Origin of the sequence: Rhodocaloribacter litoris, from assembly GCF_011682235.2 — a bacterium.
Lineage (GTDB): Bacteria > Bacteroidota > Rhodothermia > Rhodothermales > ISCAR-4553 > Rhodocaloribacter > Rhodocaloribacter litoris.
Genome location: NZ_CP076718.1, coordinates 707,671 through 722,269, shown reverse-complemented (window position 1 = coordinate 722,269; position 14,599 = coordinate 707,671). Strand labels below are relative to the sequence as shown.

Below are 14,599 nucleotides of genomic sequence, written 5' to 3'. Positions count from 1 at the left end.
ATCCCGTTCCCGGGTGCGCGGGGCATCAGGCCCCGGCGGCGAGGGTGGTCGTGCCGAGCGGCGTCCCGAAGAGGGTGGCCGACGTGCAGCCGGTGATGCGCACGCGGACGTACTGCCCTTTCTCATAGTCGTGCCGGTCGAAAACGACCATCTTGTTCGTGTCGGTCCGGCCGCAGAGCTGTTCGTCGCTCCGGCGGCTCGGGCCTTCGACGAGCACCGTGTGCACGCGCCCGATCTCGGCCTGGTTGTTCTCCAGGGCAATGCGTGTCTGCAGGTCGATGATCTCGCCGAGGCGGCGTTTCTTGACTTCCTCGGGCACGTCGTCGGTGTATTTGCGGGCGGCATACGTGTCGGGCCGCTCGGAATACATGAACATGTAGGCGTGGTCGTACCGGACGATTTCGAGGAGGGAGAGGGTGTCCTGGTGCTCGGTCTCGGTTTCCCCGCAGAAGCCGGCGATGATGTCCGTGGAGAGGGAGATCCCGGGGCAGATCGTGCGGGCCCGGTCGATGAGGGCCAGGTACTCCTCGCGCGTGTAGGTGCGCCGCATGCGCCGGAGCACGTCGGTGTTGCCGTGCTGGACGGGCAGGTGGATGTAGTTGCACACGTTGTGCCGCTCGCGGTGCACGTGCAGCAGCGCGTCGGAGCAGTCCTTCGGATGGCTCGTCGAATACCGGATGCGCAGCTCGGGCGAGAGCCGGCTGATGCGGTAGAGCAGCTCGGGGAAGTCGACCGTCGTGCCGTTCTGCACGTAGCGGTAGGAGTTGACGTTCTGGCCGAGGACGGTGACTTCCCGGTAGCCCTGCGCGATGAGCTGTTCGCATTCGGCGAGGATGCTCTCGACGGGCCGGCTGCGCTCGCGGCCGCGGGTGAAGGGGACGACGCAGAAGGCGCACATGTTGTCGCAGCCGCGCATGATCGAGACGAAGGCCGAGACGCCGTTCGTGTCGTAGCGTACGGGGGCGATGTCGGCGTAGGTCTCCTCGCGCGAGAGGTGCACGTTGACGGCGGCCTGCCCGGTTTCGGTGGTCAGGTCGAGCAGGCGGGGCAGGTCGCGGTAGGCGTCCGGCCCCACCACCAGGTCGACGAGTTGCTCCTGTTCGAGGAGCTTCGTGCGCAGGCGTTCGGCCATGCAGCCGAGCACCCCGAGCGTCAGGCCGGGGTGGCCCTTGCGCTTGGCGGCGCGGAAGACGTCCAGGCGGCGGCGCACCTTCTGCTCGGCGTTTTCGCGGATGGCGCAGGTGTTCAGCAACACCACGTCGGCCTGCTCCGGGTCGCGGGTCAGCCCGAAGCCGTGCGCGCGCAGGACGGCCGCCACGATCTCGGAGTCCGAGACGTTCATCTGGCAGCCGTACGTTTCGATGTAGACCCGCCGCCCTGCCGGGGCCGGGGTTTCCTCGGCGAGGTGTTTCGGGGCGTCGAGGTCGTCGAGAACGTCGAGGTCGGTGATCAACTCCATGAGGGCGGGCAGCGTTGAAGCCGGAAACAGGATGGCGTGGTGGCACCCGGAGAGGACCGCTCCCCTCCGGGGCGATCACCATAAACGCCGCGCCGCCGCCTCAGGTTCGGCCGGCGCCCCGCTCCCCCCGACGATCGCCGGCCGCTCCGGGGTCCTGATCCGTTTCTCGCTCGCCAGCCGGTGTCCGGGATTCGCCTGAACCGGGGCCGGTGTGCTTCATCGTGCGTATTTCGTAACTTCGCCGGGCGTCGTGCGGGCCTGTTTGATCGTTGCGCACGACGTACGTACCGTGCATGAAGAGAACGACCAATGCGACGCACCATCTGGGGGCTGGGCGGGCTCGTGGCCGTGCTGGGGCTGCTGTGGATGCTGGGGCCGCGCCCGGCGGTGGAGGAGCCGGCCGGCCTGCCCGTGCTGCCCGGCGACCTCGACGCCTACCTGGCCGCCGCCGAGGCCCGCTTCGACGACCTCCGCCCCGGTGTCGAGAAGACGATCGTCTGGGCCGATCCGGCTACGCGGTCGCGGACGCCGGTGGCGGTCGTCTACCTGCACGGCTTCTCGGCCACGCGCGAGGAGACGCGCCCGCTCTGCGACACGCTGGCGGCTCGCCTGGGGGCCAACCTGTTCTACACCCGCCTGACCGGGCACGGCCGCACGGGGGAGGCGCTGGCCGCCGCTACCGCGTCGGACTGGCTGCACGATGCGCTCGAAGCCCTGGCCGTCGGGCGGCGCCTGGGCGAACGGGTGATGCTCGTGGGCACCTCCACCGGCGGCACGCTCGCCACCTGGCTGGCGGCCCGCTACCCCGAGGCGCTGGCGGCGGTGATCCTGATCTCCCCCAACTTCGGGCCGAAGGACCCGCGTACCGAAATCTTCCTCTGGCCCTGGGGCGATGCCCTCGCCCGCGCCGTGGCCGGCGACGAGCATGCCTGGGAGCCGGCCAACGAGGCACAGGCCCGTTTCTGGACGACCCGCTATCCCATCGAGGCCCTCCGGCCCATGATGGCCGTCGTCGCGCACGTCAACGACCTGGACCTGGAGGCCATCACGACGCCCGTCCTGGTGATCTATTCGCCGAACGATCAGGTGGTGGAACCCGCCCACATCGAGGCGCAGTACGCCCGGTTCGGCGGGCGCAAGCATCGCATCGCCATCGAACGGGCCGGCGGCTCCAACCACGTCCTCGCCGGCGATATCCTGGCCCCGGAGATGACCCTCCCGCTGGCCGACAGTATCCTGGCGTTCCTCGGCGCGGTGCCCTGAGTGCGGTGCCCACCAATCCGGTCGGGCATTGCTTTTCCAGCACATCGGACGTACCGTATGGCCGGATCGAGGTGAACGAAACCGAGCGGTCGGGGACGGAGATGGAGTACGTCAAACGGTGTTTTTCCTGAGAGCGCCCCGTCCGGGTTGACGCATGCGCCAACAAAAAGGCCCGGCCTCCGCGGGGAAGCCGGGCCTCGCGGGTGGAATCGAAGCCGGATCAATTCGTCCCGCTCTCGCCGATGACGTTGCCGTCGGGGTCGAGCAGGTAGATGGTGCCGAAGCCCAGCTCGCGGATGCCCGGCTCGATCTTCTCCCGGTCGCCGACGACGACCCAGACGAGGTTGTCCGGGTGGAGCACCTCCTTCGCGGCGGCGGCCACCTGTTCGGGGTTGAGGGCGCGCACCTGTTCGGCGTACGTGTCGAAGTAGTCGTCGGGCAGGCCGAAGCGGACGATGTCGTTGATGGAGCCCTCGACGGCGTTGATCGTCTCCCAGCGCCCGGCCAGCTGAAGCGTCAGGTTGTCCTGCGCTTTGGCCACCTCCTCGGGTGTGGGCGGGTTCGTCGTCAGGAAGGCCCGCAGCTCCTTCTCGATCTCGGCCATCGACTCCTTCGTCTTGTCCGTCTGCACGGGCGCGTAGACGATGAAGGGCCGCTGCCCGCGCGCGTCGAAGAGAAGGGTGAAGGCGCCGTAGGACCAGCCCTTGTCCTCCCGCAGGTTCATGTTGACGCGCGAGGTGAAGGCCCCGCCCAGGATCGTGTTCATCGTCTCGATGGCGATCTCGTTCGGGTTGTTGGCCGGCGGGGCCACGTGCCCGGCGAAGATGATCGACTGCTGTGAGCCGGGGCGGTCCATCAGGTAGACGGCCTGCGCCGGCCGGTGCTCCACCGTGGCGATGTTCTTCTGCGGCACGTCGCCGGGCTGCCAGGCGCCGAAGCGTTCCTCCAGCAGTGGCCGCACTTCCTCCATCGTCACGTCGCCCACCACGACCAGCGTGGCGTTGTTCGGCCTGAACCAGGTCTGGTGGAAGGCGACGAGGTCGTCGCGGGTGAGGCGTTCGAGGGCTTCTTCGGTGCCGGAGCCGGTGAACGGCACGCCGTAGGCGTGGTCCTCCCCGTAGAGCAGTTTCGGGAAGACGCGCAGGGCCATCTGCACCGGCGTCACCTTCTCGCGCTGGATGCGGGCGTGTTGCTCTTTTTTGAGCCGGTCGAGCTCGTGCTGCGGGAAGGCGGGGTTGAGGATGACGTCGGCGTAGAGGTCGAGGCTGGCGGCCAGGTTCTCCTTCAGCGCGGTGAGGGAGACCGTGGAGACATCCAGGTTGGAGCCGGTGCCCAGGCCGGCACCCAGCAGGGCCAGCTCCTCGCTGATCTCGAGCGCGGTGCGGCTCGTGGTGCCCTCGTCGAGCATCGCCATGGCCAGGTTGGCCGTGCCCGGCAGGGCGAACTGGTCGGCCGCGTAGCCGGCGTCGACGAGCAGGGAGAAGTCGACGACCGGAGTGGCGTGCCGTTCGGCCAGGACGATGTTCAGGCCGTTGGAGAGGGTGGCCCGCTGGAGATGCGGGAAGGCCACGTCCGGCGGTGTGCCGGTGTCCGGAAGCTTCGAGCGGTCGGCCCCGTCGGCGGCGGCCTGCAGGCGTGGGAAGGGATGCACCTCCAGCACATAGACGCCGTCCGAGAGCCAGGCCTGCCCGGTGCGGCGCAGGTCCTCGGCCGTGGCGGCGCTCAGGTCGGCGAACCGCTTCTTGTAGGCGTCGGGGCTGCCGCCGTAGACCTGGCTCTGTGCCAGGATGTCGGACTTGCCGCCGAAGCCGCCGATGCGCTCGATGCCGCGGATGAAGCGCGCCCGCGCCTGCGTCTTGACGCGGCGCAGCTCTTCCTCGGTCGGTCCCTCGGCCAGCAGGCGGGCCAGTTCCTCGTCCACGGCCTGCTCGACGGCGGCCAGGTTCTGGCCGGGCCGCGCCGTGGCCTGGATGAGGAACAGGCTCCCGATCTCGCGCTCGTCGAGGAAGGCGGCCACGTCGGTGGCGATCTGGTCCTCATAGACGAGGCGGCGGTAGAGGCGCGACGTCTTGCCGCTGGCGAGCACGTCGGCGAGCAGGTCCAGGTGGGCAGCCTCGGTCGAGAACGCCTCCGGCACGTTCCACACCTTGTAGATCCGGGCCTGCGGCACGCGGTCCTGCATCACCTGCCGCTGCACGCCCTCGCGTTTGGCCACCCACGTTTCGAACTTGGCGATCGGCGGGCCGGGCGGAATGTCGCCGAAGTAGTGCTGCACCTTCTCGCGGGCCGTCGCCACGTCGATGGCGCCGGCGAGGACGAGGACGGCGTTGTTGGGGCCGTAGTACGTCTTGAACCACTCGTGCACGTCCTCGAGCGAGGCCGCGTTCAGGTCCTCCATGGACCCGATGACGGTGTGGGCGTACGGGTGGCCTTCCGGGTAGACGGCCTCCGTGATCAGGTTCCATACCTGGCCGTAGGGCTGGTTTTCGCCCTGGCGCTTCTCGTTCTGGACCACGCCGCGCTGCTCGTCGAGCTTGGCCTGGTCGATGGCGCCGAGCAGGTGGCCCATGCGGTCGGACTCCATCCACAGGGCCACGTCCAGGGCGTTGACGGGGACGTTCTGGAAATAGTTCGTCCGGTCCTCGTTGGTGGTGCCGTTGAGGTCGGTGGCGCCCACGCGCTCGAGCACCTGGAAGTAGTCGTCGTTGTAGTGCTCGGAGCCGTTGAACATCAGGTGTTCGAACAGGTGGGCGAAGCCGGAGCGCCCTTCCGGCTCGTTCTTCGACCCGACGTGGTACCAGATGTTGACGGCCACGATGGGGGCCTTGTGATCCTCGTGCACGATGACCGTCAGGCCGTTGTCGAGGACGAACTTCTCATACGGGATGTCGGGGATGGAAGCGTCCTGGGCCCGGGCGGGGAGGCCGGCGCCCAGCAACAGGCCGAGTGTCAGCAGGGTAAGGGTTTTGCGCATGGCTCGATCGGCGGGTTTTGTGGGGAATGCTTCGGCGCACGTATGGGGCGGAGAACGGGTAGGACCTCACCCGCGTGGCGGGGGACTCGGCGTTGAGGAGGCCCTTCAGCGCTTCGGCCGCTGCAACGGATGGCGGCATGTTAATCGTTTCCTGTGGAACGATCAACGCAAAAAAATCCGTACGGAAGACGGGGAAAAAAGTTAGAAACCCTGTTCCCGGAGCCATTCGGGGGAGAGGCGGGCGGGCGCCGAACCGCGCAGGGTGAGCCACCGCACGACGTATTTGCCGAGCAGGTCGAACTCCAGGTTCACCCTGGTGCCGGGCGTCCAGGTGCGGGTGTTCGTGTGCTCGGCGGTGTAGGGGATGATCGCCACGGTGAGGCGGTCGTCTTCGAGGCGGGCCACGGTCAGGCTGATGCCGTCGACGGCGATGGAGCCGGTGGGGATCACATAGGGGGCGAACCGGGCGTCGAAGCGGAGGTGATAGAGGGTGCTCGTCGCCAGCGGTTCGACGCGCTCGACGGTGCCGGCGGCGTCGACGTGGCCCTGCACCAGGTGGCCGTCCAGGCGGCCGGTGGCCGACAGAGCCCGCTCCAGGTTGACGCGCCGGCCGGGCCGGAACGTTCCCAGCGTGGTTTTCTTCAGCGTTTCCTCGATGGCGATGACCTCGAAGGTCCCGTCGCCGGTGCGCACCACCGTCAGGCAGGCCCCGTTGACGGCCACGCTCTGCTCGGGTCGCAGCGCGGCGGCCATCGCCGCGGCGATGCGCAGGCGCCGCCCGCCGCCCAGGGGCTCCACGCCCACCACCTCGCCGACCTCTTCAATGATCCCTGTGAACATCGGGTGTCCGGATGAACCGCGTCGTTGCGCTGCTCCATACGCCGGACCGGTTCAAAAGATCACCTTCAGCTCGATGGTAAAGCCTTCGAGCAGTTTCGACGTGACGGCCCCCGTGCCCTCGGCGCGGCTGGCGGGGGCAAACTGGCCGGAGGCGTTCAGGAAGAGCTCGATGCTTTGCTCCATCGGATCGACGATCCAGTATTCTTTCACCCCGGCCTGCTCGTAGATCCGCTTCTTCTGGCGGAGGTCGTAGTAGGCCGTGGCCGGCGAGAGTACTTCCACCACCAGGTCGGGTACGCCTTCGATGCGCTGCTCGCCGATGAGGCGCAGCCGTTCCCTGGCGATGTAGAGCAGGTCCGGTTGCAGCACGTTCGTCTCGGAGAAACGCACCTCCACGGGGGCCGGCAGTACCTTGCCCCGGTCGTGCTTGCGGGCGAACTGGAACAGCTCGACCCCCAGGTTCATCACGATCTCCTGGTGATAGGGGGTCGGCGGTGGCGAGACGACGACGGCGCCTTCGATCAGTTCGGCAGCCTGGTGCGCGGCACCCTCGGGCAGGGAGGGATACGCATGGGACCGGCCGGACGTGAGGTTTCCGGGGCGAGGGGTGGTAGCGCTTGGCATGGCAGGCGGGTGCTTTGCCGCGCGCGGGCACGGCGTGCGAAACGAGCGATGACGATCCCTGCAGCATACCCAACCGCCCCGGCGGAGGTATCACAAAAGCGCGAAGAAATGGTGGTGCTTCTTTCGGCGTGGCCGTCAGCCCAGCGGCAGCAGCAGGGCCAGCAGCACCGTGACGGCAAACCCGGCCAGGCCCAGCACGGCCAGCAACGGAGTCCACGACTTGAGCGTTTCCACTTCGGTCAGTCCTCCCATCTTGGCGTAGATCCAGAAGCCGCTGTCGTTCATCCACGAGCCGACGAGCGAGCCGCAACTGACGGCCAAGGCCAGATAGACCAGGTTGTAGCCCGGCGCTTCGGCCGTGAGCATGGCGGCGATCATGGCCGAGGCCGTGATCATGGCGACCGTGCTGGAGCCCTGGGCGAACTTGAGCAGGCTGGCGATCCCGAAGGCCAGCACGAGCAGGAACAGGCCGCTTGCCCCGGTTTCGCCGGCGAACAGGGCCTGGATGGCCGGGCCGATCTGCGCCTCCTTGAGCATGGCGCCGAAGGCACCGCCGCCGGCGGTGATCAGGATGATCAGGCCGCCGCTCATGAGGGCGCTCTCGACCAGGGCGGTCGTCTGCTGCCGGGTCGGGCGGCACTGCCGGTGGTAGACCCAGAGGGACAGGCCCGCCGCCAGCAACAGCGCCAGGTTCGGGTTCCCGGCGACGGCGGCCCAGCCGGCTACGAACGCCAGACCGGAGCCGGTCGCCGCCCCGCCGGCAAACCCCTGAATGACCGTGTTGGCGGAGATCAGCACCACCGGCAGGAGGATGGGCAGCACCGACAGGCTCAGAGGCGGTAACCGGTCTGCGGGCAGCGGCTCCGGTTCCGGGCGGTCGCTGATCGGGCGGAAGGGGACGTTCAGGCGGGGGTCGAGCCAGCGAGCGAAGAACAGCCCGGCGAGGGCCGCCGGTACGCCCACCGCCAGCCCCAGCAGCATCATCAGGCCCAGGTCTACCCCCAGGTTGTCCGCGATGACGAGGGGGCCGGGCGTCGGCGGCACCATCGCATGGGTGACGGCGCTGCCCCCGGCGATCGCCATCACGTAGATCAGGTAGTGCCGCCGGGTGCGCCGGTACATCGAGCGAGCCAGCGGGATCAGCAGGTAGAACACCGTGTCGAAGAAGACCGGTACGGAGAGGACGAAACCGCTCGAAAGCAGCGCCGTGGCGCTTCGCTGCTCCCCGAGCCGGTCAAGGAACCAGCGGACGATGCGGTCGGCCGCGCCGCTTTCCATCATGCACTGCCCGATCACGGCGGCCAGCGCAATCACGATGCCGATGCTCCCGGCCGTGTCGCCGAAAGCCCGTGCCACCCGCACCACCTTGTCCGCGAGCGCTCCGGGTGCGAGCAGGCTGACGACCAGCGCCGCCGCGATGAGCGCGAAGAAGGCGTTGATCCGGAGTACGACGATCAGGCCGATGACCGTCACCAGCCCGACGAGCAGGATCAGCAGGGGGCTTATCGTGAGGTCCAAGGAGAACAGGGGCTACGCGATGGAAAACAGGCCGGCGGGTCGAAGATAGGGGATCCGCTCGGAAAGCGCGAGCCCTTCCACGCCTCCACCCTTCCATCCATCATCCCTCTTTTCCGAGGGCTTTTTTGCCGGCTTCGAGCAGTTCGAGGATGGCATCGACGTCATAGACGCAGCCGCCCCAGATGCCCCCGCCGGCGTCTTGCAGGGCGGCCCAGAGGCGGGTGTCGTCGGGCAGGTGGGGGGCGCGGGTCAGGTCGTCCCGGAGGGGGCGGCGTGCCAGCTCCTGCGTGCCCCAGCCGGGGCCGTGAACGGTGTCGCCGTGCCCGACCAGGTCGATCCGTCCTTCGAGCCGGTTCGGGTCGACGACGATCTCGATCAGGTCGCCGTCGCGCACCTTGCCGATGGGGCCGCCGGCCAGGGCTTCGGGGCCGATGTGCCCGATGCAGGCGCCGGTCGAGAAGCCGGAGAAGCGGGCGTCGGTAAGCAGGGCGACGTGTTTGCCCCAGGGCAGGTAGCGCAGGGCCGAGGTGAGCTGAGACGTCTCCTCCATGCCGGTGCCCATCGGGCCGCAGCCGGCCAGCACCAGCACGTCGCCCGGCTTGACGGGTTCGCCTGCCCGCCCTTTGATGGCCGCGATGGCCGCCTGTTCCGAGGTGAACACGCGGGCCGGTCCCCGCTTGCGGTAGACGCCGTCCGCCTCGAGCACGCTCGGGTCGACGGCCGTGCTCTTGATGACCGAGCCCTGCGGTGCCAGGTTGCCCACCGGGAAGACGACCGTGCTGGCGAGGCCGTGCGCCCGGGCCGTCTCCGGGTCGAAGATGACGGTGTCCGGGTCGACGCCGTCCTTTTCGCGGAGCAGGGCCCGGAAGCGGCGGCGGCGGTCGGACCCTTCCCAGCGGTCGAGCGCCTGTCCCAGGGGCTCGCCCGTGGCCGTCAGGGCGTCGAGGGCCAGCAGGCCGAGCCGGCGCAGGTGCAGCATGACCTCGGGCACGCCGCCGGCCAGGAACACCCGCACGGTGGGGTGGTGCACCGGTCCGTTGGGCAATACGCTCACGAGCCGGGGTACGGCGCGGTTCACGGCCTGCCATTCGCGCACGGTGGGGCGGGGCAGCCCGGCGGCGTGGGCGACGGCCGGGAGGTGCAGCAGCAGGTTGGTCGACCCCCCGAAGGCGGCGTGGACCACCATGGCGTTGTGCACGGCTTCCGGCGTGAGGATGTCGCCGAGCGTGAGGCCCTGCTGTTCCTGCCGGACGAGAGCGTGGGCCGAGCGCCGGGCCATGTCGAGCCAGACGGCCTGTCCCGAAGGGGCCAGCGCCGCGTGGGGGACGGCCAGCCCCAGGGCTTCGGCCACCACCTGTGCGGTCGCCGCCGTGCCGAGGAACTGGCATCCGCCGCCGGGCGAGGCACAGGCCCGGCAGCCAAGCACGGCCGCCTCGTGCAGGGTCAGCAGGCCGTGGGCGAAGCGCGCGCCGATGGTCTGGACGGTACCGGCATCCTCGCCCTCGACCGGCGGCAGCGTCACGCCACCCGGCACCAGCACGCACGGCAGCGTCTTCATGCCGGCCAGGGCCATCATCATCGCCGGCAGCCCTTTGTCGCACGTGGCCACCCCGAGGACGGCACGCCGCGTGGGCAGGGAACGGATCAGCCGGCGCAGCACCAGGGCCGCATCGTTGCGGTAGGGCAGGCTGTCGAACATGCCGGTGGTGCCCTGCGTGCGACCGTCGCAGGGATCGGTGCAGAAGCCGGCGAACGGGATGCCGCCGAGCGCCCGGATCTCGCGGGCGGCCGCCTCCACCAGCAGCCCGACCTCCCAGTGTCCGGTGTGGTAGCCCAGCGCCACGGGCCGGCCGTCCGGTTCGCGCAGGCCGCCCTGGGTGCTCAGCAGCAAAAACTCCTTGCGCCCCAGCTCCGAGGGATCCCAGCCCATCCCGGCGTCCTGCGACCAGCCGAAGAGGTTACCGCTCGGTTCCTCCAGCAGCTGCCCGGGCGTCAGCGGCAGGGCGCCGGCGGGGCCCGGCGCCGACGTGCGCAGGTCGTACACGGCCGGGTCTCCCGAATCGAACAGGGTCTCCAGGGCTACGGGTTGGGTCTGCATGGGATTGCGGGTCGAGGATTTCGGATATTGAAGGCTTCGGGTGCCGGGTTTGCGCGGGGGCGTTCAGTCGGCCCGCTGGTAGACGCGCACGTAGTCGATCTCCATGCGCTGCGGCCAGATGTCCGGGTCGACGCCCTGCATGCCGCCCCAGCTTCCTCCCACGGCGACGTTCAGCACCAGGTGGAAGGGGTGGTCGAAGGGCCAGTGGCGGTAGTCGGCTTCGGGGTTGGAGAGGCGTTCGTTCGGGAAGGTGAAATACAGGCTGTCGTTCACGAAGGCCCGGATGGCCTCCGGCGTCCACTCCACCGCGTATACGTTGAACCCGGTCCGGGCGGTGGGGACGTGGATCCGTGCGGTCTTCTGCGTGCCGATGGAATGGTGGTAGGCCCGGGTATGTACGGATGCGTGGACGACGTCCGGGTCGAAGCCGACGTGTTCCATGATGTCGATCTCGCCGTTGTCCGGCCAGCCTCCGTTGCCGTAGGGGCCTTCCGTGGGCAACATCCAGATGGCCGGCCAGGTGCCCCGTCCCGAAGGCAGGCGGGCACGGGCCTCGAACCGCCCGTACGTCCAGTCGCCTTTGCCGCGCGAGACGAGCCGGGCCGAGGTGTATTCATGGCCCTGCCAGCCGTCCCGTCGCGCCTCGATGATCAGGCGCCCGTCCTCGACACGGGCGTTCTCCGGACGGCGTTCGGTGTAGTACTGGCGTTCCTGGTTGCCCCACCCGTGCCCGCCGACGTCGTACCCCCACTTCGCCGGGTCGGGCAGTCCCTCGGTCTCGAACTCGTCCGCCCAGACGAGTCGCCATGCCGGTTCGGGTGCTTCCTCCTGCGGGGCCGGCTGGCATGCCGGCAACAGGAGAAGGAGAACAAGGGTAGAACAGAGACGTCGGTCGTGCATGGTCGTTCCGGGCTGGTTTGGTTGGGGTGCGTGGCAGGCGGCTGCCCGCGCTTCGAATCCGGTTCCGGGCTTGCCAAAAAGAAGGAGGAACGCTCATGGCCCTGCAACTCACTTCCACGGCTTTCGCGCACGGAGAGGAGATCCCCCGGAAATATACGTGTGACGGAGAGGATCTTTCACCGCCGCTCTCGTGGTCCGGGGTGCCCGGGGGGACCCGGAGCCTGGCTCTGATCGTGGACGATCCGGATGCGCCGGATCCGAGGGCCCCGAGAAGGACCTGGGTGCACTGGGTGCTCTACAACCTCCCGCCCGATGCCGCCGGGCTTCCCGAAGGGGTCGAGGCGGGCGCGTTGCCCCCGGGGACGCGGCAGGGACTCAACGACTGGAAACGCCCGGGCTACGGCGGTCCCTGCCCGCCCGTGGGCCGCCATCGCTATTTTTTCAAGCTGTATGCGCTGGGCGAGGTGCTGGCGGCGCCGGACGGGATGACGAAGGCGCAGCTGGAACGGGCCATGGAGGGGAAGATTCTGGCCCGGGCGGAGCTGATGGGCACCTACCGGCGGTCTTGAGGCGCCCGCGCCGGTCGCCCGGCGCCCGGATGCGAATCGGAAATCTCGACGAAGGGCGGGTGCCGGCGGAACCGGTCTGCTCCCGGCCGGTTCAGTCGATGGGCCGGAAGCGCTTTCGGGACGAAAAAAGCTCCCACGGGATGCGGAAACCCCGAACGGATCGCCCGCCGTCGGGTAGGCCCGAGCGGGCAACGCCGTTTTCCAGATACAAACAGCGAGGTATGCTATGGCGATTGGCAAGCTGAAGTTGAAAAAAGTCTCCGAAGCGGATCAGCAGATGATCCGGGACATCGAGGTGATGATGGGGCCGGAGCCCTCCGAGATGGGCTTCATCAAGAACCTCTTCTGGGGCCGCTTTCGGGACGATCTGGTGTTTCCGTATCCCCGTGAGACGAAAGCCGAGCGCGAGAAGGCCGATCGGTTGCTGGCCGAGCTCGAAGCCTATCTGAAGCACGAGCATCCCTCCATCGAAATCGACCGGGAGCAGTATATCCCCGACTGGGCCATCCGGCGCCTCTTCGAGATCGGCGTGATGGGCATGACGGTGCCCGAGGCGTACGGCGGGCTGGGGCTGGGCGTGACCAGCTACAACCGCGTCCTGGCCCTGATCGGGCGGTACTGCGGCTCCACGGCGGTGATGGTCTCGGCCCACCAGTCCATCGGCTGCAAGGCCATCATGCTCTTCGGCACCGAGGAGCAGAAGAGGAAATACCTGCCGAAGGTTGCTCGTGAATACCTCTCGGCGTTCTGCCTCTCCGAGCCCAACGTGGGCAGCGACGCCGCCGGGCAACAGACCCGCATCGAGGAGAGCGAGGACGGCCGGTACTACATCCTCAACGGGGAGAAGAAGTGGTCCACGAGCGGAGCGCTCGCCGGTGTGTTCACCGTGATGGCCAAGCACCGCATCAAGAACCCGAAGACGGGCGAGATGGAGGACAAGGTGACGGCCGTCATCGTCACGCCGGACATGGAGGGCGTGGACGTCTTCGAGAAGAACCGGAGCAAGTGCGGCATCCGGGGCACGTGGCAGGCCCGTATCCGCTTCACCAACGTGAAGGTGCCCAGGGAGAACCTGCTCCACAGGGAGGGCAAGGGGCTGAACGTGGCGCTGACCTGCCTCAACTACGGCCGGTGCACCCTCTCGGCCGGGGTCTACGGCGGGGCGCGGCAGGCCATGGACCAGGCCGTCAAGTGGGTGCAGACCCGCTACCAGTTCAACCGCCCCCTGGCCGAGTTCGAGCTCGTGCAGCAGCGCATCGCCCGCATGGCCGCCTACAACTTCGCCATGGACGCCGTGCTCTACATGATGACCGGCATGCTCGACCGGAACGACCGGGACATCATGGTGGAGACGGCCGCCACGAAGGTCTTCTGCTCCGAGATGGGCTGGCGCGTCATCGACGACGCGATGCAGATCATGGGCGGCGAAGGGTACATGACGGAGAACGAGCTGGAGCGCATCTGGCGGGACAACCGCATCCACCGGATCGTCGAGGGCTCGAACGAGGTCATGCAGCCCTTCATCTTCGGCTACGGTGGCAAGCAGCTGGCCGAGCAGATGCTGGGCCTGCAGGAGGCGCTGCTGTGGGATCCCGACGAGTCGCTCTCGCAGAACCTGAGCCGCATCCTGAACAACGCCCTCAACCCGGAGGTGCTCAAGCGCGCCGTCCCGCTCGGGCTGGAACTGTTCCTGGGCCTCAAGCCGCCGCCGCCGGTGGTGGCCGGCATGCACCCGTCACTCGAGCCCTACGCCGACCGGCTGGCCCGGCTCGTGCAGCAGCACGCGCACTTTTTCAAGATGGCCAGCAAGTGGCACCGGGAGGAGATCGTGACGCGACAGGCCGTGCAGGCCCGCCTGGCCAACAGCGCCATCCTGCTTTTCGCGCTTTCGGCCTCCCTCTCGAAGATGGACGACCTGCTCCGCTCCGGCGCCCACGGCGTCGCATTCGACCGCGACCGGGCGGCCTTCGAGCACGCCTTCGACCTGTTCGAACTGGAGATCCGTGCGAACTTCGGCGAGCTGCGCCGGAACGCGGACGAGAGCATGCGCAAGGCCGCCGCGGCGGCCCGCCGGCACAACGACACGCTGCCCAACAGCGACTTCTACATCCACGAAGCCTCGCCCGTCGCCAGGGGGACGGGCAAGCCGGTGCAGAAGGAGCACATCAAGCAGTTCCCCGGCGATCGCTACGTCGAGGCCGGCGGCGACGGGCATGCCGTCACGGCCGGCGTCGAAGCCAAGCAGAACGGTGACGCGGCCGAGAAACAGGCGAAGGCGACGTCGAAAAAATGATCCCGCCAGCGGCCCGAGCACCACGAGGCGCGGCGTCCCTCCCCCGGGCGCCGCGCTTCGG

Annotated in this window: 10 protein-coding genes; 3 read left to right on the top strand and 7 right to left on the bottom strand. The window is 68.6% G+C overall.

The window, feature by feature from the left end:
- Window positions 1-25: 25 nt before the first annotated feature.
- The gene (gene miaB, locus GQ464_RS02930) at window positions 26-1,459 is read right to left on the bottom strand and encodes a tRNA (N6-isopentenyl adenosine(37)-C2)-methylthiotransferase MiaB (RefSeq protein ID WP_166976449.1); all 1,434 of its coding nucleotides are present in this window, start codon (window positions 1,457-1,459) and stop codon (window positions 26-28) included.
- Window positions 1,460-1,768: 309 nt separating this feature from the next.
- Between miaB and GQ464_RS02925 the strand changes: the two genes are divergently transcribed.
- Window positions 1,769-2,722 (top strand): alpha/beta hydrolase, encoded by a 954-nt coding sequence (locus GQ464_RS02925; RefSeq protein ID WP_166976451.1) that lies wholly within the window; start codon window positions 1,769-1,771, stop codon window positions 2,720-2,722.
- Window positions 2,723-2,942: 220 nt separating this feature from the next.
- On the opposite strand, the gene GQ464_RS02920 is transcribed toward GQ464_RS02925, so the two are convergent.
- The 6 genes from GQ464_RS02920 to GQ464_RS02895 form a co-directional block, all read right to left on the bottom strand.
- Entirely contained in the window at window positions 2,943-5,696 is a 2,754-nt protein-coding gene (locus GQ464_RS02920) for a M16 family metallopeptidase (RefSeq protein ID WP_166976452.1), read from the bottom strand.
- Between the two features lie 201 nt (window positions 5,697-5,897).
- The gene (locus tag GQ464_RS02915) at window positions 5,898-6,536 is read right to left on the bottom strand and encodes a riboflavin synthase (RefSeq protein ID WP_166976453.1); all 639 of its coding nucleotides are present in this window, start codon (window positions 6,534-6,536) and stop codon (window positions 5,898-5,900) included.
- 51 nt (window positions 6,537-6,587) lie between these two features.
- Window positions 6,588-7,160 (bottom strand): Uma2 family endonuclease, encoded by a 573-nt coding sequence (locus tag GQ464_RS02910; RefSeq protein ID WP_166976454.1) that lies wholly within the window; start codon window positions 7,158-7,160, stop codon window positions 6,588-6,590.
- Window positions 7,161-7,295: 135 nt separating this feature from the next.
- The gene (locus GQ464_RS02905; RefSeq protein WP_228350544.1) at window positions 7,296-8,678 is read right to left on the bottom strand and encodes a GntP family permease; all 1,383 of its coding nucleotides are present in this window, start codon (window positions 8,676-8,678) and stop codon (window positions 7,296-7,298) included.
- A gap of 100 nt (window positions 8,679-8,778) precedes the next feature.
- Complete coding sequence (locus tag GQ464_RS02900) at window positions 8,779-10,776, bottom strand: YjhG/YagF family D-xylonate dehydratase (RefSeq protein WP_166976455.1); 1,998 nt, start codon at window positions 10,774-10,776, stop codon at window positions 8,779-8,781.
- A gap of 63 nt (window positions 10,777-10,839) precedes the next feature.
- Window positions 10,840-11,676 carry a glycoside hydrolase family 16 protein gene (locus GQ464_RS02895; RefSeq protein WP_166976456.1) on the bottom strand — a complete coding sequence of 279 codons (837 nt, stop codon included), beginning with the start codon at window positions 11,674-11,676 and terminating at the stop codon, window positions 10,840-10,842.
- A gap of 95 nt (window positions 11,677-11,771) precedes the next feature.
- Between GQ464_RS02895 and GQ464_RS02890 the strand changes: the two genes are divergently transcribed.
- Window positions 11,772-12,245 carry a YbhB/YbcL family Raf kinase inhibitor-like protein gene (locus GQ464_RS02890; protein ID WP_166976457.1) on the top strand — a complete coding sequence of 158 codons (474 nt, stop codon included), beginning with the start codon at window positions 11,772-11,774 and terminating at the stop codon, window positions 12,243-12,245.
- Window positions 12,246-12,471: 226 nt separating this feature from the next.
- Complete coding sequence (locus GQ464_RS02885; protein WP_166976458.1) at window positions 12,472-14,538, top strand: acyl-CoA dehydrogenase family protein; 2,067 nt, start codon at window positions 12,472-12,474, stop codon at window positions 14,536-14,538.
- Window positions 14,539-14,599 lie beyond the last annotated feature (61 nt).

Excerpts from the sequence above, each read along its gene's own strand:
- GQ464_RS02915 (WP_166976453.1), bottom strand. The coding sequence starts at position 6,536 with ATGTTCACAGGGATCATTGAAGAGGTCGGCGAGGTGGTGGGCGTGGAG.
- GQ464_RS02920 (WP_166976452.1), bottom strand. The coding sequence starts at position 5,696 with ATGCGCAAAACCCTTACCCTGCTGACACTCGGCCTGTTGCTGGGCGCC.
- GQ464_RS02885 (WP_166976458.1), top strand. The coding sequence starts at position 12,472 with ATGGCGATTGGCAAGCTGAAGTTGAAAAAAGTCTCCGAAGCGGATCAG.
- GQ464_RS02925 (WP_166976451.1), top strand. The coding sequence starts at position 1,769 with ATGCGACGCACCATCTGGGGGCTGGGCGGGCTCGTGGCCGTGCTGGGG.
- miaB (WP_166976449.1), bottom strand. The coding sequence starts at position 1,459 with ATGGAGTTGATCACCGACCTCGACGTTCTCGACGACCTCGACGCCCCG.
- GQ464_RS02900 (WP_166976455.1), bottom strand. The coding sequence starts at position 10,776 with ATGCAGACCCAACCCGTAGCCCTGGAGACCCTGTTCGATTCGGGAGAC.
- GQ464_RS02910 (WP_166976454.1), bottom strand. The coding sequence starts at position 7,160 with ATGCCAAGCGCTACCACCCCTCGCCCCGGAAACCTCACGTCCGGCCGG.
- GQ464_RS02890 (WP_166976457.1), top strand. The coding sequence starts at position 11,772 with ATGGCCCTGCAACTCACTTCCACGGCTTTCGCGCACGGAGAGGAGATC.
- GQ464_RS02895 (WP_166976456.1), bottom strand. The coding sequence starts at position 11,676 with ATGCACGACCGACGTCTCTGTTCTACCCTTGTTCTCCTTCTCCTGTTG.